At 71.0% G+C, this 22968-nt stretch carries 19 protein-coding genes and 1 pseudogene; 9 read left to right on the top strand and 11 right to left on the bottom strand.

Annotated features, from left to right (window positions below):
- Positions 1-3: 3 nt before the first annotated feature.
- Positions 4-390, top strand: a complete 387-nt coding sequence (locus WMF46_RS37070; RefSeq protein WP_437981528.1) for a hypothetical protein — start codon at positions 4-6, stop codon at positions 388-390.
- A gap of 150 nt (positions 391-540) precedes the next feature.
- Here the strand turns inward: WMF46_RS37070 and WMF46_RS37065 are convergent, their stop codons facing one another.
- Complete coding sequence (locus WMF46_RS37065) at positions 541-675, bottom strand: hypothetical protein (protein ID WP_437981527.1); 135 nt, start codon at positions 673-675, stop codon at positions 541-543.
- Positions 676-848: 173 nt separating this feature from the next.
- Here WMF46_RS37065 and WMF46_RS37060 point away from each other — a divergent pair, with 173 nt between their 5' ends.
- Entirely contained in the window at positions 849-1583 is a 735-nt protein-coding gene (locus WMF46_RS37060) for a hypothetical protein (protein ID WP_437981526.1), read from the top strand.
- On the opposite strand, the gene WMF46_RS37055 is transcribed toward WMF46_RS37060, so the two are convergent.
- Positions 1546-2274 carry a DUF885 family protein gene (locus tag WMF46_RS37055; RefSeq protein WP_437987981.1) on the bottom strand — a complete coding sequence of 243 codons (729 nt, stop codon included), beginning with the start codon at positions 2272-2274 and terminating at the stop codon, positions 1546-1548. The genes WMF46_RS37060 and WMF46_RS37055 overlap by 38 nt on opposite strands.
- 125 nt (positions 2275-2399) lie before the next feature.
- Positions 2400-2735, bottom strand: a pseudogene (locus WMF46_RS37050) (DUF885 domain-containing protein); the annotation flags it as partial.
- Between the two features lie 445 nt (positions 2736-3180).
- Between WMF46_RS37050 and WMF46_RS37045 the strand changes: the two are divergent.
- A complete protein-coding gene (locus tag WMF46_RS37045) occupies positions 3181-4410 on the top strand; it encodes a phospholipase C (RefSeq protein ID WP_437981525.1) in 1230 nt (409 codons plus the stop codon).
- 136 nt (positions 4411-4546) lie between these two features.
- Here WMF46_RS37045 and mscL read toward each other — a convergent pair whose 3' ends face one another.
- Entirely contained in the window at positions 4547-4996 is a 450-nt protein-coding gene (gene mscL, locus WMF46_RS37040; RefSeq protein WP_437987980.1) for a large conductance mechanosensitive channel protein MscL, read from the bottom strand.
- 379 nt (positions 4997-5375) lie between these two features.
- Here mscL and WMF46_RS37035 point away from each other — a divergent pair, with 379 nt between their 5' ends.
- Positions 5376-5981: a 5-formyltetrahydrofolate cyclo-ligase gene (locus tag WMF46_RS37035; RefSeq protein WP_437981524.1), complete on the top strand. Its 606-nt coding sequence runs from the start codon at positions 5376-5378 to the stop codon at positions 5979-5981.
- Positions 5982-5997: 16 nt separating this feature from the next.
- Positions 5998-8502 carry a hypothetical protein gene (locus WMF46_RS37030; protein WP_437981523.1) on the top strand — a complete coding sequence of 835 codons (2505 nt, stop codon included), beginning with the start codon at positions 5998-6000 and terminating at the stop codon, positions 8500-8502.
- A gap of 435 nt (positions 8503-8937) precedes the next feature.
- On the opposite strand, the gene WMF46_RS37025 is transcribed toward WMF46_RS37030, so the two are convergent.
- Entirely contained in the window at positions 8938-9267 is a 330-nt protein-coding gene (locus WMF46_RS37025) for a PilZ domain-containing protein (protein ID WP_272104316.1), read from the bottom strand.
- 202 nt (positions 9268-9469) lie between these two features.
- On the opposite strand from WMF46_RS37025, the gene WMF46_RS37020 reads away from it, so the two are divergent.
- A complete protein-coding gene (locus WMF46_RS37020) occupies positions 9470-9646 on the top strand; it encodes a hypothetical protein (RefSeq protein WP_157907138.1) in 177 nt (58 codons plus the stop codon).
- Positions 9647-10406: 760 nt separating this feature from the next.
- Complete coding sequence (locus WMF46_RS37015; protein ID WP_437981522.1) at positions 10407-12317, top strand: hypothetical protein; 1911 nt, start codon at positions 10407-10409, stop codon at positions 12315-12317.
- A gap of 326 nt (positions 12318-12643) precedes the next feature.
- Here WMF46_RS37015 and WMF46_RS37010 read toward each other — a convergent pair whose 3' ends face one another.
- The 3 genes from WMF46_RS37010 to WMF46_RS37000 form a co-directional block, all read right to left on the bottom strand.
- The gene (locus WMF46_RS37010) at positions 12644-14698 is read right to left on the bottom strand and encodes a M3 family metallopeptidase (protein WP_437981521.1); all 2055 of its coding nucleotides are present in this window, start codon (positions 14696-14698) and stop codon (positions 12644-12646) included.
- A 225-nt stretch (positions 14699-14923) separates the two neighbouring features.
- Complete coding sequence (locus tag WMF46_RS37005) at positions 14924-16135, bottom strand: acyl-CoA dehydrogenase family protein (RefSeq protein WP_437981520.1); 1212 nt, start codon at positions 16133-16135, stop codon at positions 14924-14926.
- A 10-nt stretch (positions 16136-16145) separates the two neighbouring features.
- Entirely contained in the window at positions 16146-16703 is a 558-nt protein-coding gene (locus tag WMF46_RS37000; protein ID WP_437981519.1) for a CAP domain-containing protein, read from the bottom strand.
- Positions 16704-17140: 437 nt separating this feature from the next.
- Between WMF46_RS37000 and WMF46_RS36995 the strand changes: the two genes are divergently transcribed.
- The gene (locus WMF46_RS36995) at positions 17141-18331 is read left to right on the top strand and encodes a hypothetical protein (protein WP_437981518.1); all 1191 of its coding nucleotides are present in this window, start codon (positions 17141-17143) and stop codon (positions 18329-18331) included.
- A gap of 94 nt (positions 18332-18425) precedes the next feature.
- Here the strand turns inward: WMF46_RS36995 and WMF46_RS36990 are convergent, their stop codons facing one another.
- Positions 18426-19469 carry an AraC family transcriptional regulator gene (locus WMF46_RS36990; RefSeq protein WP_437981517.1) on the bottom strand — a complete coding sequence of 348 codons (1044 nt, stop codon included), beginning with the start codon at positions 19467-19469 and terminating at the stop codon, positions 18426-18428.
- A gap of 77 nt (positions 19470-19546) precedes the next feature.
- Here WMF46_RS36990 and WMF46_RS36985 point away from each other — a divergent pair, with 77 nt between their 5' ends.
- On the top strand, positions 19547-20572 hold the full coding sequence (locus WMF46_RS36985; RefSeq protein WP_437981516.1) for a Rieske 2Fe-2S domain-containing protein: 1026 nt from the start codon (positions 19547-19549) through the stop codon (positions 20570-20572).
- Between the two features lie 186 nt (positions 20573-20758).
- Here WMF46_RS36985 and WMF46_RS36980 read toward each other — a convergent pair whose 3' ends face one another.
- Together WMF46_RS36980 and WMF46_RS36975 are read right to left on the bottom strand one after the other, a co-directional pair.
- Complete coding sequence (locus WMF46_RS36980) at positions 20759-21229, bottom strand: response regulator (protein ID WP_437981515.1); 471 nt, start codon at positions 21227-21229, stop codon at positions 20759-20761.
- Positions 21230-21585: 356 nt separating this feature from the next.
- On the bottom strand, positions 21586-22968 hold the full coding sequence (locus tag WMF46_RS36975; RefSeq protein ID WP_437981514.1) for a sigma-54-dependent transcriptional regulator: 1383 nt from the start codon (positions 22966-22968) through the stop codon (positions 21586-21588).

Below are 22968 nucleotides of genomic sequence, written 5' to 3'. Positions count from 1 at the left end.
TGCGTGGAGTCCGATGTTTGTGTGAAAACGTCGCAGCTGATTGAGGTGCTCATGCTGTTGGCAATGAGTCCTGAGGGACAAATTTCCGCGCTGCCTCCATTCGTGGATGCTTCTGATGAGTTGACTCTTCTATTTGGTGAGCAGTGCGACGCACTCGACGATGACGAGCTGAAGCGTGGGCTTGGAAATGCTGGGGCAATGCTTGTCGACAAAATAAGGAAAATCTTCGAAATTATGATGGGGCGACCTGAGTTCTATTCACTGAGTGCGCTCCAGGAGAGCCAAGAATGGGAGCGCATTCGAGAACTGAGCAGTGAGGCGCTCATGTCCGCAGGGATCCCGCTGAGAGCTCCTGTTTTAAACTGGGTCACCTATGTCCCAGGGGGATGAGGAGAAGATCGATATCGTGACGATGTGTGTTGAGAGGGGGCGTTTCGGGACATCTTATGCATTTCGTATGGGTCGGGCTTGGGGCGAAGTTCACTTGCTGGCGGGACCGAGGTGAAGACGGGTATGGCTCGGGTGGCAGCAGCGTCAGCATCACGTCTCCTCGGTGGCGAACGCCAGGTCCCGCTTGAGCGTGGCCGGGTCGAAGCCCGGCCGGACCCGCACTGCCCGCCCGTTGGGCAGCGCGATCTCGATCGGCTCCGGCACGACGGCCGATGCGTCCGTCACCGCGTGGACCGCCAAAAAGCGCGGTACTTCGGTCAAAGACGACGGCGAGGGCTGCTGATGGCTGGTCAGCGCGCAGCCTCCAGCGCCACCAGTATGGCTGCTTCGGCTTGTACCTTTCGCGTCGGTCGAACTTCGCAGCGCTCAGTCCGCAGCGCGCCCTGGTCCGGTCGGCGGTGGGAACGAATACGCAGATCAACCCGCAGCACCCGGACGAGCCTGCGGTGACGCAGTACCTGCAGCACATCGGGTACGACGAGCTCGAGCAGCGGGTGAGGGTGGTGCACGGCAACGGGATCGCGACGTCGTATCGGTATTACGAGAAGTCGCGGCGGCTTCAGGAGATCAACGCGGACCACCGCGACAGGTACCTCGTGGAGCGCGGGCGGCCGGCGAGGGCGTTCCAGCGGATGCGGTATGCGTACGACCCGGCGGGCAACCTGGAGCGCGTGAGGAACGAGGTGCCGTACGAGCAGGACATGCCGGGCTCGGTGCTGGTGGGGCCGACGACGCAGGAGTACGGGTACGACGATCTGTACCAGCTGCTCTCGGCGCGCGGGACGTACCAGGACCGGAGAGACTGGCAGTACCGGTACCGGCTGTCGTTCTCGTACGACGAGATTGGCAACATCCTGACGAAGGACCAGGCGAGCTACCGGTACGTGCCGCAGGCGTGCCCCACGCCGGTTCCGGCTGGGGGCGACGGATGGCGCGAGGATCATGCAATCCGGGAGCAGACGTACCGGTCGGAGTACCGGTACCCGGGCCCGCAGCCGCACGCGCCGAAACGCATCGAGGAGCACCTCGTGGCGGAGTCGATGCCGTGGCCGCGGGAGATGCGGTATGACGAGCGCGCCGCGCGCCCTCCGCCGCTCAGGGCGCCGGCTGTGCCGGCACGAAGCGCTCGATGACCGCCTTGCGAAGCAGCTTCGGCGGCAGGATGCCCTGGGCGAGCACGAAGTCGTGGAATCGCTGCGCGTCGAAGCGCGGGCCCATCATGGACTCCGTCTCTCGCCGCAGCTCCATCAGCCGGGTGAACCCGTAGAAGTACGAGGTCGCCTGTCCCGGTGCGCGGAAGGTGTAACGCTCCACCTCGGATTGCGCGAGGGGCGGCGAGAGGACCACCTCTTTCTCCAGGAAGGTCCGCGCGGCGGCCGGCGTGCTCTTGCCCGCCTGGAGCTCCGGGTCCAGGAAGCCGCGGGCGGCACGGACCAGGCGGTGTTGCAGGGAGACGAGCTGGCCCTCGGGCGGCATGAACGGGAGCAGGATGGCCTCCGAGTAAAGGGCCCACCCCTCCATGTTGGCGCTGTTCTCCGCGAAGACGGCCCGGGCGAGCGAGACGCCCCGCTCGACGAGCGAGGCGAACTGGAGCTCGTGCCCGGGGCGCGCCTCGTGGGCGGTGAGCGTCCACGACGCCGCGGCAAAGGTGAAATCGTCGATCCTCCGCAGCTCGTCGGAGGGCCCAGGCAGGCTGAGCGGCAGCACGAACTCCCCCGCTTCTCCCTGGTTGTCGAGCAGCCGCGGCGGCCGCATGCGCGGCGCCGGCATCTCGGCGCTCTCGGCGGCGGTGCCGAGCCGGATGCGCGCCGGCCGCTCCGGCAGCGTGACGAGGCGCTCCTTCCGGATGATCTCTTCGATCTGGCGAGGCGCTCCTTGTAATGCGGCAAGATCGCCTCGCCCACGAGCTGCTCTTTCTTCAGGGCGCGGATCACGTCCCGGTAGTCCGCGCTCGGCAAGTTGCGCGCCTTCGCGATGGGCAGCGAGAGCTTCTGCATCTGCGCCTTCAGATCGTCGAAGGCGGCGTGGGCCAGCTGGGCGAGCTCGGCGGGCGGGCTGTCGACGCCATGCAGCTCGAGCATGTACGCGTAGAGCGGCGGCGGCAGCGCGAAGTCGGTCCGCGCCTTCGGGAGCACGTCCTTGCGCAGCGCCGCGTCGTACGCCTCGAGCTGACGATTCAGCGCGGCCAGCGGTTCTTCGTGGCCGCTGATGCCGTATTTCCGGAAGAGCTCACCGAGTCCCTCCCGCACGCGGGCGTTGGTGGCGAGGTGCCGCTCGATCTCCATCCGCGAGGGAAGGGGAGCCGGCGCGGCGGGCGGCGGCGCTCTGACGGTGCACGCGGCGACGAGCAGGAGCGCGAGTGCGCGGAGCGGGCGCAAGGTCATGCGGCACCTGTCGCACAGGCGCCCTGGAGCGCCAACCGGAAGCAGAGGAGCAACGTACCCGTGCTCCGAAGATGCCTCCCGCGGCCTGCGGCGTGAACGCGGCCCCTCCGGCGCATGGACAAGTTGTTGAATTGGCACCCCTTTTCAGGGGACGTCGGAGCGCATGGAAAATATTCAGTCAACCCGGGTCAGGCGCCCGCAGCTGGGGCTTGACGTCTTCGGAGACCTTGGATCTCCTTCTCCGCTGGCAGATTTCGGTAGATGAATTCACGATAGTGAAACTGGCCCTGCGCGGCCGCGTCCGCCGGCACAGCGCTGAGCCGCATGGGAAAGCGAGCGGTGGAACATGGCAGACATTCGTCATCTGGTCATCGTGATGCTCGAGAACCGCTCCTTCGATCACATGCTGGGTTACCTGGGCGGCACGGGCATGGACGTCGATGGGGTGATCGGCGCGACGAACTCGGACGATAACGGCACGCCGATCACTGGATATCATCTCGAGAGCACGAGAGTCCGGATCCGCCCGCATCACCACCGGAAGGAGGTCGTGGGGCAGATCAACGGCGGCGCGATGGACGGCTTCGTGAAAGGCTACAGCACGAACAGCCACGTCGCCGAGATCATGGGCTGGTACGACCAGCGCGATCTGCTGACGTACGATAGCCTGGCGCGACAGTACGTCGTTTGCGACCGGTGGTTCGCTTCGTTCGCGGGCCCGACGTGGCCGAACCGGTTCTTCGCGCTCTGCGGGACCAGCGGCGGGCGCACGGGCAACCTGCAATGGATCGACCACGCGACGTTCTTCGACTTGTTGCCGGTCGACTCGTGGCGCTACTACTCGCACGACATCGCGTTCTTGCGTACCGTCGAGAAATACAAGGGCCACCGCGGGCTGCCGATCGCGAAGATCTCCTCGTTCTACAGGGCCTGCCGTGAAGGCACGCTGCCCAGCGTCTCGTGGATCGACCCGAACTTCACGCTGGTCGACGTGGACGCGCTGCTGAACTGGGCGAATGACGACCATCCCCCGGCCGACGTGGCGCGCGGTCAGAACCTGATCGCGCGCATCTACAACCACCTGATCGCGAGCCCGTCCTGGCCGCACGTGGCGCTGGTCGTGACCTACGACGAGCATGGCGGGTTCTACGACCACGTGCGCCCGCCGCCGTCGCCCGCGAACGAGGCGGCGCCGTTCGATACGCTCGGCGTTCGCGTGCCGGCCCTCGTCGTCTCGCCGTGGGCTCCGCGCGGCGTGCCGTTCCACGGTACACTCGACCATACGTGCATCGCGCGCACCGCGCTCGAGCTGTTCGCGCCCGATCGCGTGAACGCGCTGAGCCCTCGGGTCACCGCGTCTCCGAGCCTGCTCTCCTTGCTCAGCGAGCCGAGGCCACGCACCGACCAGCGCAGGCTCGATGGGATCCCGATCCTGGAGACCGCGGTCGCCCCGATCCACATGGGCTCGACCGCCCCGTCCGGCTTTCACTCGATGGAGCTCACCGACGCTCAGCAGGAAATTCTGACGCTGAAGAAGGCCGTGCTCGAGGCCGGCGTGCCCGTCGAGAACCATTGAGGCAGAGCGCGGCCATCCGCGGCCGCGCGCCCCTCCGAGCGAACCCGGCGTCGACGCGCGCTGCCTCGACGGGGCGCCCGCTCGCCGGCGAGCGGCGCCAGCTGCGCCGCCCACGCGGTGACCTCTCCGTTTCGCGTTACGCGCCCTTCAGCGCCGCCGTGCAGTGCCCGCAGCGCACCGCCTTGATGGGGATGCTCATCGCGCACTCGGGGCACTCCTTCGTCGTCACCTCCTCCGCGTGCTGCCTCTGAAGCTTCCCCATGAGCCGCACCAGGAGGAAGACGCAGAGCGCGACGATGACGAAGCTCACCAGGCTGTTGATGACGACCCCGTACTGGAGGAGCACCGCGCCGCCCTTCACCATCTCCTCGGGGGTCGCGTACGGACCGGGCCCGCTCGGCGACTTCAGGACGATGTAGTGCCGGCTGAAATCGATGCCGCCCGTCAGGAGGCCTATCGGCGGCATGATCAGGTGATCCACCAGCGTCTTGACGATGTTGCCGAACGCCGCGCCGATCACGACGCCCACGGCCATGTCGACGACATTGCCACGAATCGCGAACTTCTTGAAATCCTCCCAGAACATCGCTTCCTCCGGCGCCGGGGGCTCCTGCCCCCGCGATCGCACCGCTCCGGTATCGTCTCTCCGCGATCAGGATGCTACCAGCTGCCTGTGCGGACCGCGCGGCGGCGCCGCCGCCATCCGCGCGGCCGCCGGCAGCAGCACGAACGGTGCCACCGGGCTCGTCCGTGGGCTCACCCTGGCTAGCCGCTCGCAGCTGCGGCCTCGGCGCGGTCCCTCCCGCCCGTCCCGCTCTCCCGCGCTCGCAGCGCGGCCGCTGCCCGCCCTCCGTGCAAGGGCGCCACACCTGGGGCCAACTGCGCCACCTCACACCGATTTCGCACATGGCGGTTCCCCGGCCCGGGGCGGCTCTCTAGGATGCGCGCCGGAGGAACACCGAGCCATGGACCCCGACGCCGAGGCCGCCCTGCGCTACCGCGCCAAAGCCGAGCTGCGGAAGCGTGCTCGGGCCGTCCGCAGCTCCATCCCCCTCGACGCCATCCTCGAGCGATCGCGCCGGATCCAGCGCGCGCTCGCGGAGCTGCCGGCCCTCGCCGCGGCCCGGCGGGTCGCGCTCTTCTACCCGATCGAGGGGCGCAACGAGGTCGACCTCCGGGAGCTCGATCCGCTGCTGCGCGCCCGCGGCGCCCGGGTCGCGTACCCCTCCATCGACCCCGAGTCGCGCGCCATGACCTTCCGCTTCGTCGAGGACCCCGAGGCCATGGAGGAGCGCGGCCTCGGCTTCCGCGAGCCCGACGCGACCGACGAGGAGGCCGCCGCGCTCGACGTCATCGTCGTGCCGGCCCTGCAGATCGACCCGCGAGGGCACCGGATCGGCTATGGCGCCGGCTACTACGACAGCACCCTGCCGCGCTTCTGCCCCCCGGCGCATGCGGTGGGCGTCGTGTTCGACTTCCAGCTCGTCGTCGAGGTGCCGGCGACCCCGGGCGACGTCCCGCTCGGGACCATCGTCACCGACGCCCGCGTGCTCGCCGCCGAACCCGCCTAGGATGCCCAGGGCGCAGGTGGGAGAGGACAGCGCGAGCGACAGGCCCGTCCTCCTCGCGGCCATCGCCTCGGGCGCGATGATCGCCCAGCAGGTCGCCGGCCGGGCGACCCGGGACGCCCTCTTCCTCGCCAGCTTCGGCGCGGCCGACGTCCCCAAGGTCATGGCCGCCGGCGCGGCCCTGTCGTTCGCCGCCGTCGTCCTGCTCTCGCGCGCGCTCCTCCAGCTCTCCCCCGCGCGCGTCGTCCCGGCCACGTTCGCTGCGAGCTCCGTGCTGCTCGCCCTGGAGTGGGCCCTCGCCCGGCGCGCACCCGGCGCCGCCGCCCTCGTCTTCTACCTGCACATCGCCGTCTTCGGCGCGACGCTCATCTCCGCCTTCTGGTCGCTCGTCAACGAGCGCTTCGACCCCCACACCGCCCGCCACTCCATCGGGCGCATCGCGGGCGGCGGGACCGTCGGCGGCGTGATCGGCGGCCTGTTCGCCTGGCGCGCCAGCCGCCTCATCGACGCCCCGACGATGCTCCTCGCCCTCTCCGCGGTGAGCGCGCTCACCGCCTGGGCCACCCACCACCTGGGCGCCGGCCTCGCGCGCGCGGCCGGCGCCACCGGCGGGGCGGGGCGCACCGAGGTTGAGGCAGGGCGCACCGAGGTTGAGGTGGGGCGCACCGAGGTTGAGGCAGGGCGCACCGAGGTTGAGGCGGCACGCACCGAGGTTGAGGCGGCACGCACCCAGGTTGGCGCCGGCGGGTCGGGGCTCGCGGCGCTGCGCGACAACAGCCACCTGCGCGACCTCGGCCTGCTCGTCGGGCTCGGCGCCGTGAGCGGCGCGCTGTTCGACGTGGCTCTCAGCGCCGAGGCGGCCGCCGCGATGACCGACCGCAACGCGCTGCTCTCGTTCTTCGCGCTCTTCCACCTCTCGGTGAGCGTGCTCTCGTTCCTCGTGCAGACGCTCGCCGCCACCTTCTCGCTCGACCGGCTCGGGCTTGCCGCCACCATTGGCATCCTCCCGGCCGCGGTCGTCGCGAGCACCCTCTCCCTCGTGGTCGCGCCGCGGCTCTGGGCCGCCTCCATCGTCCGCGCGACCGAGGCGGTGCTCCGGAACTCGCTGTTCCGGTCGGGCTACGAGCTGCTCTATACGCCCCTGCCTCCGGACCAGAAGCGGTCGATCAAGACGCTCATCGACGTCGGCTTCGACCGCATCGGCACCGCGGCGGGCAGCGGCCTCGCGATGGCCCTGCTCGTGCTCGCCCCGGGCGGGTCGCTCCCGCTGCTGCTCGGCCTCGGCGCGGCGGCCGCGGGCGTCACGTTGCTCTTCACGCCTCGGCTGCACCGGGGCTACGTCGCCGCGCTCGAGGGCAGCCTGCGCTCCGGCGCCGTCTCGCTCGACCCGACGAACGTCGTCGACGCGACCACCCGCCGCACCCTGAGCGGCACCGTCGACGCGCTCAGCCGCGACAGGGTCCGCGCCGAGCTCGCCGCGCTCCGGAACGCCGCGGCGGCGCGGCACCACGCCGGGCGCGCCTCGGCCGACGGCGAGCGCACGTCGCACCCCGGCCCGCCGCTCTCCGGCCGTTCACCGCTCTCCGCCCCTGCCCCTGGGGACTCGCCGCGGCCTCCGGCGGGTGATCGCAGGGGCGCCGACGGGCCGCTGTCCGCGCGCGCCGCGTCGGCCGCGCTGGCGTCCGATCCGGTGCTTGCCGTCACGGCCGACCTGCGCTCCGGCGATCCCGAGCGGATCCGCCGGGCGCTCGTCCGGGAGCCGGACCCTGCGCTCGTGCCGCACCTCCTCCCGCTCCTCGAGCGCGAGGGGCTCACCTCCGAGGCGATCCGGGCGCTCCGCGCCGTCGCCCCCCGCGCGACCGGCCAGCTCACCGACGCGCTCCTCGATCCGTCCGTGAGCGTCGCCCTCCGGCGCCGCATCCCGCGGGTGCTCCAGGCCTGTCCCACCCAGCGCGCCGCCGACGGCCTGATCCTGGGCCTTGCCGACGAGCGCTTCGAGGTGCGTTTTCAGTGCGGCGTCGCGCTCGCGCGGCTCCTCCAGCAGCGCGCGCCGATCCACCTGCGGCACGACGACGTGATCGAGGCGGCGATGCGGGAGATCGCGATCGGTCGCCGGGTGTGGGACGCCCAGCCCCCCAACGTCGCGCCTCCGGTCGAGGCGCCGCTGGCCGAGCGATTGCTCGTCGAGCGGACGAGCCGCAGCCTGGAGCACGTGTTCCGCGTCCTCTCGCTCTGCCTGGAGCGCGAGCCGCTCGAGATCGCCTACAGGGCGCTCCACGCCGACGACGCCCACCTCCGCGGGACTGCGCTCGAGTACCTGGAGAACGTCCTGCCGGCGCCCATCCGCGAGAGTCTCTGGCCGTACCTGGGCGCCCGCGCGCCCGCCCCTCCCGAGCCAAGCGCCGCCGAGCCGCGCGCGCCGCGCCTACCCGAGCACGCGCTCGACGAGCTTCGCCGCTCTGCCGCCAGCATTCCGCGGGCGTCGATCTCCGCTGCGCGCCGGCGACGAGAGCCCCGCACGTAGCGCGTGGCCCACCGCTCGTCGCTCCAGCGAGCGACAAAAAAAAGCGTCGCCGGGGCCTAGGGGGGGAGAGGCCGCACCAGCAACGCTCGTCCGTGAATTAGCAGTTCACATGCCACCGCGAGAAGACGGAAATAGATATAAAATTCACATAGATGTCCCGGGCACATCCTCCCCGCGTTGCAATCCTGCGATTTCATCCTTGCAGCCGAGCATCGTGTCGGGGGCGTCCTCCCGGTCCCTCTCGAGGCGTTCACCCCCGGTCGTCTGCCCCATCTCCACCGGTTTCCGCCCCCCTCTGCCCAGCCGCAGCAGAGCGGCGGTCTCCCGCACAGGAGACGGGCCCAGATCGGCGTTTTCGGCGCGCAAGCGCACTCCGGTGCGCTGAGCACCGAAAACGTCGAGGTGGGCCCGTATCCGAAGCGGGAGCCCGTCGCTCTAATGGAGGGGTTCGCGGCGGTGGGCGCGCTGGTCGAGGTGCTCGGCGATGGTGAGCCGGTCGGCGTCGCTCATGACCACGAAGCGGACGGCGAGCAGGTTGTCGCGGTCCCAGACCGGGCGGGCGCGCAGCCGGATGGGGCGCCCGACCCCGAGGTCGAGCTCGAACGGGGTCACGGCGGGCAGCGCCCGGCCTGCCAGCGCGGGCGCGCGCTCGACGACCATCCCCGTGGGGGAGAGATCGATCGCGCGACACCGGTGCCGGTGGCCATCGACGAGCGCCGAGACGGGGAAGTCGACCTGCGCGCGCGCGCCCTGCCTCCGATCCATGCGAGCCTCCTTGGTGTCCTCGTGACGCGGCGAGCCTAGGTCGCGGGGCTCGTCCGGGCCAAACATCGGGCGGGCGAGCCGCGCGGTCCGCTCGCGGCGCCGGGGCGCGATCTCGGCGCGGTCCGCTCGCGGCGCCGGGGCGCGATCTCGGCGCGCGCGGGATCGGTGCGATATGCTGGCCCGGCGAAAGGAAGGTGTGGCGATGCCCACGTGCCGGGAGTGCGATAACGAGGTCGACGAGCTCAAGACGATCAAGGTCGGAAGCAAGAAGAAGAAGGTCTGTGAGGACTGCGCCGACCGCGCGGCGCAGGAGGGCGCGATCGCCGAGGAGAGCGAGGCGGTGGTGCAGCAGATGATGGGCTTCAAGGGGAGGCGCTGACCGCTCGCCCGCCCGCGCACCCGCCGATTCCCGCCGATCTCCCCCGCGCGGCGAGCAGCGCGATGCCGCGCGGACGCCGCCGATCTCCCCGTCGAACGCCGGCCCGTCGTCCTTCTCCACGATCTCCCGCGAGCCCGTGTCGTGCGTCGACCGCGTCGACCGCGGCAGGCCAGCCGCGACGCGCATAGCGGATCCTCCCCGCCAGGCGATCGAGCAGGGCCGCGAGCTGTTTTCTTGCTTGCGGTGCAGCGGTGTCGCCGAGGAAGCGCGCGACCTCCCTCGGGTCACAGGCGCCGCGGCCGAGATAGCGAATGCGGGGGTAAGGTAGGTGAAGGTCGTTGGCCGACATGGAGAACCCTGTCGCATTGGGGGTTCACCCACATTTTCGGGGGATTTCGTCTGCATTCAAGCGAGCGAACGACCACTTCTCTATACCTTCCTTACATCAGCGGACGGACTGCGCATTGCAGTTCTGCATCGAAAATTTGCAACAGTGATGTGAAAAGCGGCCGAGGTGTGCGACCTAATTGGGTGTTCGTTTCGTTTTCGAAAGCATTTCGTCTTGACCCGTCGTGTTAATCCGGGAATAAGTTGTTTCACGAGAGCGCCGGTATCCGCCCCTCTGGTGCTGAATGGTCTGCACCGATGGTTCGCGGCGCGAAGGCACGCAGCGGGAGGCTCCTCTTCTGCCCCCTGATGCTTTCGCCCGTTACGGTCCTGTTCACCACAGGGGTTCGACGACGCCGGGGGAGAAAAAGCCATGCATTCGATTTCTCAAGGCTTTGGGTCGCGGTCGTTTGCCGCCGGTAAGTTCATCGCCTCGCTCGTGGCGATGTCGATCGTCGGCTTCGGCTGCGCGCCGCTCGACGAGGACGTGACTGCAGAGGAGCTGGACGCGGAGGAGCAGGCGGCCGGCACGACCTATCAAGTCGGTCCCACGCGCACCTACAAGACCATCGGTGAGGTAGCCAGCAGACTGCAGGCGGGCGACGTGGTGGAGGTCGACGGCAACGCCACGTATTCGGGCGACATCAGGCTCACGAAATGGGGCACGCCCACCTCGAAGATCACGATCCGCGGCGTGCGCGTCGGCGGGAAGCGCCCCGTCCTGAAGGGCGGCACCAACACGATCGAGATCAACGCGAACCACATCGTCTTCGAGGGGTTCGATGTGACGGGCGGCACCTCGAGGTGCATCTTCCAGCACGGGCACGATGTCACGATCCGTGACTCCGTGATCCACGATTGCCCAGCGCACGGGATCCTGGGCGCCGACAGCGATTCGGGTTCGCTGACGGTGGAATACGTGGAGGTCTATAAATGCGGTAGCGGTACGCAGAAGCACCCGATCTACATCGCGACGGATGAGTCCGCCTACCCGGGCTCCGTGTTCCGGATGCAGCACAGCTATGTCCACGATGCAATCGGCGGCAACGCGGTGAAGACCCGCGCGGAGCGGAACGAGATCTATTACAACTGGATCGAGGGCGGGCTCTACAAGGACCTCGAGCTCATCGGCCCCGACGGGCAGGATCCGGGGCTCGCGCGGGAGGACTCCGATGTGGTCGGCAACGTCTTCCGCAAGACGCACACGCAGTACGTGATCCGCGTCGGCGGCGACGGCACGGGTGACACCAACGGGCGGTATCGGTTCGTGAACAACACGTTCCTGCTGATGGCCGGGTCGAGCGCGGCGATTCACCTGTTCGATGGCATCGAGAGCATCGAGCTGCACAACAACATGTTCTATCGCGTCGGGGGCGGGAGCGTTCAGGTCTTCCGTGACGACGCGAGCTGGACGACCGGCAGCCCGCTCATCAAGGGCGTCAACAACGCCGTGCCCACGGGCACGACGGTGCCTTCCGGCTTCACGGGGACGCTGATCGTGAGTGATCCCGGCTTCACGAGCATCGGCAACCGCGACGTGACGCTGCTCTCGACGAGCCCGATGCGGAACGCGGGTGTCAGCTCGACGACGGGGATCTCGGGGCGCACGTTCCCGTCGCCGCTCGCGATGCCGCTGTACCACCCGCCGAAGGCGGCCCTCGCGGCCGTCGGCTCCGCGCAGCGGCGGACGGCCGTGGGCGCGGTCGACATCGGCGCGTTCGAGTTCGGGACGACGACCGCGACGCCGACGCCCACGCCGACGACACCGACGCCCACGCCGACCACGCCGACGCCCACGCCGACCACGCCCACGCCGACGGCGCCGGTGTGCTCGGTCGTCAACGCTGGCCAATGGTCCAATTCGCAGCTGCCTTCGACCCAGCGGGGCACCTTCACGGCGACCTGGGACGTGACGCCGAGCGCGTCGAAGATCGACGCTGTGGTCGGCCTCTCGAGCGGCTCCGCGAGCCAGTGGACCCAGCTCGCCGCGATCGTCATCTTCGACGAGGAAGGCAATGTCCGCGTCCGGAACGCCTCGAGGTACCAGGCGCTCCGGGTGTTCCCGTACACCGGCGGGACGACCTATACCGTCCGGATGGTGGTCGACGTGGCGGCGAAGCGGTACTCGGTGTACATCCGGCCGAAGAACGGCACCGAGGTGCAGCTCGCGAGCAACTACGCGTTCAGGTCCGAGCAGGCCAGCGTCGCTTCGCTCGCGAACTGGGCGATGACGCAGACGATCGGAACGGCCACGCTGTCGGCCTGCAACTTCAAGATGCAGTGATCCCACGGGGCCCGGCGCGAGGAGACCGTGTTCTTCGCGCGGAGCGGGGACCCCGCCGGACTCACCTGAGACAAAGCTCCTCCGGCGAAGCCGGAGGAGCTTTGTCATTTGGGCTCAGACATCGGCCCTCCCCGCGCCGCGCGAAGAACACGGCCTCCTCGCGCCCAGGGAGGTCGATGGGGAGTAGGCCCTAACCAAGCTTCGCGCCCTGAGCCTGACCGAGCGAGCCTGCTTAACGCCTCACGAAAGCGCCGCTCGGTCACATGGCCAGAGAGGGAGTCTGGGGTGTCGCCGTGATGGATGAGGCGCCGGGCCGCCCCGGAGGCTCAGGCGAGTCCGCTGCGCTGGAGCAGGGCGTCGAGGGTGGGCTCGCGGCCGCGGAAGCTCCTGTAGAGATCCATCGGGTCCTGCGTGTCGCCGAGCGCGAGGATCTGGCTCCGGAACGCGTCGCCCACCTTCCGGCTGAACAGGCCCTCTTCCTGGAAGCGGGAGAACGCGTCGGCGTCCAGCACCTCGGCCCATTTGTACGAGTAATAGCCCGCTGCGTAGCCCACCGGGCTCGAGAAGAGGTGCGAGAAGCCGGCGATCATGGCGTAGCCCTCGGGCAGCGGGACAGGCGAGTAACGCCCGAGGACCTCGCGCGCGAACTCGACGACATCGCCCTGCTCTCCGGTCCAGTCCACGTGGAGCGCGAGGTCGATCTCGGCGAAGCCGAGCTGGCGCATCGTCGCGGCGCCCGCGCGGAACGTGCGGGCCGCGCGCATGCGCTGGAGCAGGTCGTCCGGGACCGGCACGCCCGTCTCGTGGTGGCGCGCGAAGAGGTCGAGCGCGTCCCGCTCCCAGCACCAGTTCTCCATGATCTGCGAGGGGAGCTCTACGAAGTCCCAGGCGACGTTGGTGCCGGCGAGGCTCCGGATCGGCACCCGGCTCGAGGCGTGGTGCATCATGTGGCCGAACTCGTGGAACAGCGTCTCGACCTCGCGGTGGTTGAGCAGCGCGGGGCGGCCGCCGACCGGCGGGGTGAAGCTGCCCGCGAGGACCTCGAGGTGACGCGCGTCCTCGCCGGCCGCGCGCCCATTCTCGCTCGGCGCGCCCGTCACGAGCCCGTGCATCCAGGCGCCGTCGCGCTTCTGCTCGCGCGGCACGAAGTCGAGATAGAAAGCGGCGCTCTGGGCGCCGTCCGGCTCGACGAGCTGGTAGGCGCGGACGCTCGGGTGCCACGTGGGGGCGGACTGCCAGGGCGCGATGCGCACGCCGTAAAGACGGTGGGCGATCTCGAACAGGCCGGAGACGACGCGATCCAGCGGGAAATACGGGCGGAGCGCCTCGTCGTCGAAATCGTAGCGGGCGCGGCGGAGCTTCTCGGCGTAGTAGGCGACGTCCCACGGCGCGAGCGGCGGCGCGTCCGGGCCCTCGATCTCGCGGCGGAAGGCGGCGAGCTCCTCCTTCTCGCGGGCGAAGACCGGCTCGGTGCGCGCCCGCAGCGTGTCGACGAAGCGCCGCGCCGCGGCGCCCGTCTTCGCCATCCGGTCCTCGAGCACGAGATCGGCGAAGCTCGCGTAGCCGAGCAGCCTCGACTTCTCCCCGCGGAGCTCGAGGATGCGGCGGATGAGCGGCCGGTTGTCGTGGTCGCCCTCGGTCGCCCGCGTGTTGAAGGCGCGGTAGAAGCGCTCGCGGATAGAGCCGTCGTCGAGGTGCGTGAGCACGGGGATGTAGCTCGGCGCCTGCAGCGTGAAGCGGTACCCCTCGATGCCCCTGTCCTTCGCGCCCTGACGGGCCGCCTCGACCGCGCTCGGCGGCAGGCCGGCGAGGCGGGCAGCGTCCTCGACAACGAACTCGAAGGCGTTCGTCGCGTCGAGCACGTTCTGCGAGAAGCGCAGGGTGAGCGTGGCGAGCTCGACGTCGATCTCGGAGAGGCGCTTCTTGCCGGCCGGGTCGAGCTCGGCGCCGCTCCTCCGGAAATCGTCGAGGGTCTTCTTCAGGAAGCGATGCCGCGGGCCCGTCAGCGCCGCGGCCTCGGGCGTGGCCGCGTATGCCTTGAGCGCGCCGTAGACGCCCTCGTTAAGGGCGATGCCGCTCAGGAACTCGCTGACCTCCGGCTGGACGGCGTTGTACGCGGCGCGCAGCGCGGGGGTGGTGGACGTCGATTCGAGGTGGGAGACGACGTTCATGGCGCGGTCGAGCCGCTCGGTGACGGCCTCGAGCGCGGCGAGGGTGTTGTCGTAAGTGCGGGGGCCGGGCGCCGCGACGAGCGCGTCGAGCCGGGCGCGGGCGTCCTGGAGCAGCGCGCGCACCGCGGGCTCCACGTGCTCGCTCCGGATGCGATCGAACGGGATCTCGAAGCCGAGAGTGAGCAGGGGATTGTCGGTCGCTTCGGTCATATCGTTCCTGGTTGGGCTTGAAGGGCCGGCGGACGGGCGCGGGCCGGCGACCCTGGGCCGGCCCGCGCAGCCCTACCTTGGTAAAGGCGCCGGCGAGGGTTGGCCAGTAGTTCGTCGTCCAAGTTCTTCCATGCTGGATGGGAGGGGGCCGAGCACCCTCCCCGGCGGCCTGACGTCACGGCGAGGGAGGAGCTCGGTGAGACGAGGTGAAGCGCCGGCGAGCGGCTAGACGCCCAGCCACCGCGCGACGATCGTGGCGAGCACGTCGGACGTCCCCGAATGGATGCTGCCGCCCAGGGCGTCATCGATGGCGGAGGGGAGGCCGCTCTCCTCGAGGTAGCCAGCGCCGCCGCGGAGCCGGAGGTCGTCGAGCGCGGACGCCACGGCCGAGTCCGCCGTGTGCCACTTCGCGAGCGCGGCCTCGGCCTGGCCGCGCTCGCCCTGATCCAGCGCCCACGCGGCACGGTAGATGAGCATCCGCGACGTCTCCAGCCGCAGCTTCATCTGCGCGAGGCGGTGCGCGACGGCCTGGTGGCGGGCGATCGCCTGGCCGCCGATCTCGCGCTCGCGGGCGAAGCGGACGGCCTCGCCGAGGGCGCGCTCCATGGCGCCGAGGCGGAAGGCGAGGATGAGCGCGCGCTCGAAGGTCATCGCGATCTGGAAGACGGCGAGGCCGGCGCCGGCGCGGCCGAGGAGCGCGTCGTGGCCGACCTCGCAGCCGGCGAACGAGACGGGCGCGAGCCGCGCGCCCCGGAGGCCCGCGGTCGCGAGCGGCGCGCCGGGGAGGATGCGCGCCGCGCCCTCGCCCTCGGCGCGGGGGACGAGCAGCGCGGTAAGGCCGCGCGCCGGGGCCCCTCCGGCGCCGCCGCCGCCGTCGCGCGCGATCGCGAGGTACACATCGGCCCGGTCGGCCCAGGTCACGTACCGCTTGTCGCCGGTGAGCCGGTAGCCGGCGTCCGTGCGGTCGGCCCTGGCCTGCACCGACGCGACGTCCGAGCCCGCGCCGGCCTCGGTCGCGGCGACCGTCGCCATGCTCGCGCCGCTCGCCATCCGCGGCAGCCACGCGCGCTGCTGCGCGGGCGTGCCTACCCGCGCGAGCAGGAGCGCCACGCCGAAGAGGTGCGCCCCCGCGGCGAGCAGGACGCCGCCGTCGCGCAGCGTCGCGCCGAGGCCCTCGTAGGCGAGCGCCGTCGTGACGAGGTCGAGGCCCTCGCCGCCGAGATCGCGGGCGATCGGCAGGCCGAGGGCGCCGCCCCGGGCGAGGACGCGCATGCGATCGTCCGGGGCCGCGGCGTCGGCCTCGGCGCCGAGGGCGCGCATGCGGTCGTGGACGGCGCGCTGGGAAGGGGTCCACCCGAAGTCCATCACCGCTGCGATACCAGAGCCGGCGAGGGGCGGGGAGGAGACGAGGACGGCGCGCGCGCGTCGTCGGCCCACGCGCGCGCGCTCAGTAGGGGCGCTCTCCGGCGAAATTGCCGGGAGGATCGTAGTTGCACACCCAGATCTGCCAGGTGCCACCGCCGAACGGCGATCCGGTCGTGCAATCGGCGACCCCGCAGCCAAGCCGCAGGGAGTCGGCCCATACCACCTGAGTGTAATGGCCGCAGGTGGAGCTGCAGGCATTGCTCGCAAGGTCGTAGTTGGCCGCCTCGTCGACCCACGAGGCGACAACATCCTCCGGTGTGGGTGACGAGCCGGTCGATGCGAAGATGTTTTCACCATAATCGCTCGCGCTATGGCCGAACATGCACTTGGCGGCATAGGCCTGAGCCACCGCGGCGATCTCGGGCGACCACACGAGAGGGGGCACCGGCTGATCGGCGGGCGGCTCGACGGCCGCGCGCGCGGCATTGTGGGCCGCCGTCATCCCGGTCATCCTGGGCGGCTCGCCGGCGGCCTGGCCGCTCGTCGGGCCCTCGTCGTCGGACGAGGCGCCGCAACCGGCCGTCAGGGCGAGAAGGAGAGAGAGCTGCACGAACCGGGGGAGCCGTGGGCCGAGCGTCATCACGGGGCCATTGTCCTACGGCTCGGCCGAGCTCTGCAACGGCGATTCGATGAAGGCTGGTTGAACCCACGACGTGCCGTGTCATGGCGCGCCCTCAGCCGTCCCCTCAGCTCTTCCCTCAGCCTTTCCCTCAGCCCTCCCTGGACGGCCGCGACCGGGCGTTCTTCCAACGTCTGCCGTCGACATGAACATCAACAGATCTCGTCGTGGATGGCTCCCGTGCTGACGGGCTTCGCCCTAGGGTGACGTCGAGACGAGCAACAATTCCGCCTCATGGGCCTTGTCATGTGGGTCGATCTATGAGCTATTGTCGCCCTGCTTCGGAGGCGGCTGCAGGCCGAGCTCGGAGGCGAGCGTGCTCCCTCATGGGGTTTCACCGCTCTCCGTGGCAGTCCCGCACCAGCGGCACGCCCGACAAAGAACGAAGGAGTTTCCTGATGAATATTCGTGTGACGTGGCGAATCGCGGCATTCCCGCTGGCGCTGGCGGGGCTCTCCGTCATCCCGGCGATGGGGTGTGACAAGGTCTCGGAGCTGCAGAATGACGTCTGCTGTCGCGACTTCACGCCGGGCGCCGATCTCGCCACGGTGAAATGGGGTCTCGAGGGCGAAACAGAGCTCGATTATGGTGCCTTCATGCAGTCCGTGTCGGACTTCACGGGCGCCGCGGGCGCCATCGTGGCGGACGTGACGAGCGCCTGTCAGGCGATCGCGCTGGACCTCGGCGCGGACGTGGCGACGATCACGGCGACGAAGCCGAACGAACGAGCGGAGCAATGGTGTGAGCTCGCCGTCGACGCGCTCGGGGACGCGACGGCCGACCTGTCGATCACCTTCCAGCCGCCGAGCTGCACGGTCGACGCGAGCGTACAGGCGAACTGCGAGGCGAGGTGCAGCGCCAACGTCGAGTGCCAGCTGACCCCGGCGGAGATCGTCGCGCGCTGCGATCCCGGTCAGCTCTCGGGGCGGTGCGAGGGGAAGTGCACAGGCTCGTGCGAGGGCTCGGCCAACCTGGCGGTCCACTGCGAGGGGACGTGCCAGGGGACGTGCGAGGGCACGTGCGACGGCGATTGCTCCGCGACGACCGCCGGCGGCGACTGCCGCGGCGAGTGCCAGGGCACCTGCACGGGCGAGTGCCGTGGCTCGTGCTCGTTCGCGGCCGAGGCAGAGGTGCAGTGCAACGCCGATTGCTCGGGCTCGTGCGACGTCCAGTTCAAGGCGCCGAAGTGCAGGGCCGAGCTCAAGCCGCCGAGCGCCGAGTGCCGGGGGTCCGCGGAGTGCAGCGGCTCCTGCGAGGCGAGCGCGAGCGCGAAGGCCAGCTGCAAGGAGCCCGCGGTCAACATCGAGGGGGGGGCCGACGTCGAGGCGGCGATCGCGACGCTCAAGGCGAACCTGCCGAGGCTCCTCGTCGTCGCGCACGCGCGCGGCGAGCTGCTCCTCGCCAGCGCCGAGGCGGTGGTCCAGGCGGGCGGCAACCTCGAGGGCGCGGCCACCGGCAGCGTGAAGGCGGGGGCGTGCCTCATCCCGGCCACCAACGCGATCACGCAGGCGGTCGAGAACATCCAGGCGAGCCTCACGGGCAGCGCCGGCGTGATGGCGAAGCTGGAGATCGCCCCCCCCGGCCCGTGAGCGCAGGGCCCGTGAGCGCAGGCCCGGCAGCGGCGCAGGCCGCGGCCGGGCGCGCGTGAAGGAACCCGTCAGGCCAGCCGGTGGCGCAGGCCGCTCACTGCGGCGCTGCGCCCCTGGTCCGGGCGCGGAACGCCTCCGGCGTCACGCCGGTCCAGCGCCGGAACGCCCGGTGGAACGCGCTCGGCTCGGAATAGCCGAGCAGATACGCCACCTCCCCGATCGCCATGTCCGCGTCCAGGAGCGCCGCAGCGCGGCCGCGCCGGACCTCGTCGAGCAGGGCGTGGACCGACGTCCCCTCGTCGCCGAGGCGGCGCTGGAGCGTGCGCGGGCTCATCCGCAGGCGCGCCGCGAGCGCGCCCAGGTCGGCCCCCTCGCGTAGCCGCTCGTCGAGGAGCGCACGCACGCGGTCGGACAGCGCGGGCGGCGCCGCGCCCGGCAGGCGCGCCGCGGCGGCGCTCATGTGGCGATCGAGGAACGCGGCGAGCGCCTCGTTCGCGTGCGGTAGCGGCCGAGCGAGCTCTTCCACCGGCAGTACCAGCTCGGTCGCCGGCGCCCCGAACAGCACCGGCGAGCCGAGCCGCCGCGCCTTCTGCTCCGGATCACCCTCCGGCGCGTGGCGAAATCGCACCGCGAGCGCCTGGATCGGCGCGCCGCACATGCGCCCGGCGTTCACGAGCGCGTCGAACGCGAACATCTCCGCGAGCTGGCCGTGGGCCGGCCGGTCGGGCCCGAAGGGCACGAACCCGAGGTGCGCGCGGCGCCCGCGGATCTCCAGCGTGTAGCGCTCGCCCTCGTTCCAGATCTGCTGGTAGCGGAGCATCCGGCGGAACGACTCGCCGAGCGTCGGGCTGCTCATGGCCAGGAAGCCGAGCGCATCGAAGTGCTCCGGCTCGAAGCGCGCCGCGAAGTCGAGGCCGAGGTGCGGATCGGCGGTCGCCGCCACGGCCGCCTCGATGAGCGCATAGAACGCCGCGAGCGGCACGCGGGCGTCCGGATCGGCGAGCCCCGCGCCGGCGAGCCCCGCGGCCTCGAGCAGCGCCCGCCGATCCGCCCCGCGCTCCGCGGCGTGGTCCGCGAGCTGCGCGGCGGTGCGGGCCCAGATCGTCGGGGCGGGCGCCCGCGGGGCCTGGCGCCGCATGTCAGCCCTTGTGGCGCGCGCTGTCACTGCTCCCCGGCCGGTCCGGCCCCAGGCTTCCGGGCGATCGGAGGAGCATCATGCGAAAGCACGGCATCGAGGAAGGGCGCGGCGCGTTCGTCGAGGGCGCCTGGTACATCATCGCGGACGCGGCCTGCGTGGGCAAGCGGCCGGTCGCCGTCGAGCGCTTCGGGACGCGGCTCGTGCTGTTCAGGGACGAGCGCGGCGCCCTGGTCGCGGCGCGGGCGCGCTGCCCGCACCGCGGCGCGGACCTCGGCCTGGGGCGGGTCGTGGACGGGGCGATCGAGTGCCCGTACCACGGCTTCCGGTTCGCTTCGGACGGGCGCTGCATCGCGATCCCGTGCGAGGGGCGCGGCGCGAGCGCGCGCGGCGCGGGGGATGCGCTCGCGCTGACGCGGTACGAGGCGCGGGAGCACCGGGGCTTCGTGTGGCTCTTCTGGGGCGAGCGGCCGGCCGAGCTGCCGCCGGTGCCCTGGTTCGATGGCCTGCCGCCGGACGAGCGGCACGCCCACACGGCGTCGATGGACTGGGACGTTCCCTTCGCGCGCGCGATGGAGGGCATGCTCGACTTCCACCACCTGCCGTTCGCGCACCGCCCCTGGTTCCCCGGCGTGGGCGCGATGCTCGACCCTTGCGAGGTCCGCGTGGAGGGCGACGTCATCCACGCCGAGGCGGTGCTGCGCCACGACGACGGGGAGCCCTGGGACGGCCGTCGGGGGTGGAGGTTCGAGATGGAGGTGCGCTTCCCGGGCGTGCTGCGCCTCTCGTTCGGGAAGCGCGTGGTGGGCGTGGCGGGGTGCGCGCCGATCGACGCGGAGCGGACGGCGATCGTGGGGCGGTACTACATGCCGATCCCGGTGATCGGGCGGCTGCTCGCGTGGCTCGGGTTGCGGGCGGAGTTCTGGCTGATCCAGCCGGGCGACGAGCGGATGCTCGCGTCCTCGGAGCCGCGCGACGCGGATCTCGACGCGTGCCGCTTCGTGCGCGCGGACGCGGGGATCCTCGCGTGGCACAAGATGCGGCGGGCGCGGCTGAAGGCGCAGCGCGCGGGGGAGCCGCGCCGGCTGCCGGTCGAGGCGGGGTGAGGCGGCGCCGGGCGACTCACGATCGCACGGATCTGCTCCACGACGAGGTTGAAAGCCTATCCAGCGGTCAACTGGCGCGCTCCCGACAAGGGTCGTGTGTAGCTCAGCTGCTCGTCGATAAGGGCCCACCTACGCGCCATCTCGTGATGTCCGTGATCGCGAGATGCTCCCCAGCGGCGTGGTGCGTCAGCCGCGCATCGAGACGAGGGTCTGGACCACGAGCCGCAGATCGTCCACGTCGAGCGGCTTGTCGAGCACCGCGTCGGCGCCCAGGCGGTAGGCCTCCGCGTGCGTCTCCGGGTCGCCGAACGCGGTGATGAGGACCACCGGCGTCGTCCAGTCGTCGCGGCGCAGCCCGGCCAGCAGATCGAGCCCGCTCGCGCCTGGCATCCGGATGTCGCTCACCACGACATCGATCGGGGCGCCGTTCCCGGAGACGAGCGCTTCGCCCATCAGCTCGAGGAGGTGCTTGGCGTCATGCGCCTCCAGGACCTCGTAGCCGTCGCGGCGGAGGGCGGTGGCGAGGAGCAGCCGCAACTCCCTGTCGTCTTCGGCGAGCAGCACGCGGATGGGGATCGGGCCGTGGTGGACGCGCGGCACCGGCTCAGGGGGCGTATTCAGGATCGAGGCAAGACCGCGCATCGAGTCGGGGGGCATCGGGCTCTCTCCTTGGTGAGAGGCCTGTATTGCAGGCCGCGTGCCGCCCACCGGCGGCCGCCCCGAACCGACCGGGGTTGGGGTGGCTGGAACCGACCGGGGTTGGGGTGGCTGGAACCGACCGGGGTTGGGGTGGCCGGAACCGACCGGGGTTGGGGTGGCTGGCCGGAACCGACCGAGGTTGAGGCCGCAGGCGCCGACCCAGGTTGCGGCGGACGGGCCGGTTGCAGCGGGATTGGCGGCGACCCCCCGTGGCCATCCGGGGTGGGGCGTCGTTCCCCGCCCGGGGTATTCCTCCGCGCCTCGGCGTGGGCTTCGAGCTCCAGGTCGCCCGACCCCACACCCCGCCCACCCTCTCAGCTCCCCTTCGCCCCTCCGGCGCCCGGCTCCCACCGCTCCAGCTTCCGGTGCAGCGTCTTCCGGTCCAGCCCCAGGATCCTCGCCGCCAGCGTCTTGTTCCCGCCCGCCGCCTCGAGCACCCGCAGGATGTACCGCCGCTCCACCTCCTCGAGCGGCACCAGCTCGGACGGGTCGTCCCCCGCCACGAGCACGTGCGACGGCCGGTGCTCCCGGATCTTCGCCGGCAGGTCCTCCACCGTGATCTCCGGGTACCCCGTGAGCGCCACCGCCCGCTCCATGCAGTTCTGGATCTCCCGCACGTTGCCCGGCCACGTGTACGCGAGAAGCCGCTCGGCGGCCGCCGGTGACAGGCCGATCACCTCCTTGCCCCAGCGCGTCGCGAAGTCCTCGATGAAGCGCTGCGCGAGCAGCAGCACGTCGCTGCCCCGCGCCCGCACGGGCGGCAGCTCCACGTGGAGCACGTTGATCCGGTAGTACAGGTCCTCCCGGAAGCGGCGCGCCTCGACGGCCTCGTCCAGGTCGCGGTTCGTCGCGGCCACGATGCGCGCGTCGAACGGCACCTCCGCGTTCCCGCCCACCGGGCGCACCCGGCGCTCCTGGAGGGCGCGGAGCAGCTTCGGCTGCACCGCGAGCGGCAGCTCCCCGATCTCGTCGAGCAGCAGCGTCCCGCCGTTCGCCTCGACGAACAGCCCGGAGCGCGCCGCGCGCGCGTCGGTGAACGCCCCCTTCACGTGCCCGAACAGCTCGCTCTCGATCAGCGACTCCGGCACCGCCGCGCAGTTGATCGCCACGAACGGCCCCTCCTTGCGGCGGCTCCGCGCGTGCATCGCCTTCGCGACGACCTCCTTGCCCGTCCCGCTCTCGCCGGTGATGAGCACCGTCGCGTCCGCGTCGGCGATGCGCTCGATCAGGTCCTGCACGCCCCGCATCGCCGCGCTCCGGCCGATGAGGTCCGGGAACCCGCCGGGCCCGGCCACGGCGCGGCGCAGCCGCCGCACCTCGGCCTTGAGCGCGTGGTGCGCGATCGCCCGCTCCAGCGCCAGCGCCAGCGCCTCGATGTCGACCGGCTTGGTCACGTAGTCGTACGCGCCCGCGCGGATCGCCTGCACCGCGGTCTCGATGCTGCCGAACGCGGTGATCACCACGACCGGCACGTCCGGCCGGATCTCGGCAGCCCGTCCGCAGACCGCGATCCCGTCCATCCCCCGCATGTTCAGATCGGTCAGGATGACGTCGAAGCCCTCGTCCGCCTCGAGCAGCGCGAGCGCCTCCGCCGGTGAGGTCCGCGTCGTCGCCTCGACGCCGCGCGACTGCAGGTCCGCCGAGAGCCACGCGCACATCGCCTCGTCGTCGTCGATGATCAGCGCTCGTCTGCCCAT

It is taken from the genome of Sorangium sp. So ce117 (assembly GCF_051524395.1).
GTDB lineage: Bacteria > Myxococcota_A > Polyangia > Polyangiales > Polyangiaceae > Sorangium > Sorangium cellulosum_B.
The sequence above is the reverse complement of the archived record's forward strand: the minus strand, read 5'-3'. Positions and strand labels throughout refer to the sequence as shown.

Coding starts and splice junctions, on each gene's coding strand:
- WMF46_RS36985 (WP_437981516.1), top strand. CDS start 19,547: ATGCGAAAGCACGGCATCGAGGAAGGGCGCGGCGCGTTCGTCGAGGGC.
- WMF46_RS36975 (WP_437981514.1), bottom strand. CDS start 22,968: ATGGGCAGACGAGCGCTGATCATCGACGACGACGAGGCGATGTGCGCG.
- WMF46_RS36990 (WP_437981517.1), bottom strand. CDS start 19,469: ATGCGGCGCCAGGCCCCGCGGGCGCCCGCCCCGACGATCTGGGCCCGC.
- WMF46_RS37015 (WP_437981522.1), top strand. CDS start 10,407: ATGCATTCGATTTCTCAAGGCTTTGGGTCGCGGTCGTTTGCCGCCGGT.
- WMF46_RS37035 (WP_437981524.1), top strand. CDS start 5,376: ATGGACCCCGACGCCGAGGCCGCCCTGCGCTACCGCGCCAAAGCCGAG.
- WMF46_RS37045 (WP_437981525.1), top strand. CDS start 3,181: ATGGCAGACATTCGTCATCTGGTCATCGTGATGCTCGAGAACCGCTCC.
- WMF46_RS36995 (WP_437981518.1), top strand. CDS start 17,141: ATGAATATTCGTGTGACGTGGCGAATCGCGGCATTCCCGCTGGCGCTG.
- WMF46_RS37010 (WP_437981521.1), bottom strand. CDS start 14,698: ATGACCGAAGCGACCGACAATCCCCTGCTCACTCTCGGCTTCGAGATC.
- WMF46_RS36980 (WP_437981515.1), bottom strand. CDS start 21,229: ATGCCCCCCGACTCGATGCGCGGTCTTGCCTCGATCCTGAATACGCCC.
- mscL (WP_437987980.1), bottom strand. CDS start 4,996: ATGTTCTGGGAGGATTTCAAGAAGTTCGCGATTCGTGGCAATGTCGTC.
- WMF46_RS37000 (WP_437981519.1), bottom strand. CDS start 16,703: ATGACGCTCGGCCCACGGCTCCCCCGGTTCGTGCAGCTCTCTCTCCTT.
- WMF46_RS37025 (WP_272104316.1), bottom strand. CDS start 9,267: ATGGATCGGAGGCAGGGCGCGCGCGCGCAGGTCGACTTCCCCGTCTCG.
- WMF46_RS37020 (WP_157907138.1), top strand. CDS start 9,470: ATGCCCACGTGCCGGGAGTGCGATAACGAGGTCGACGAGCTCAAGACG.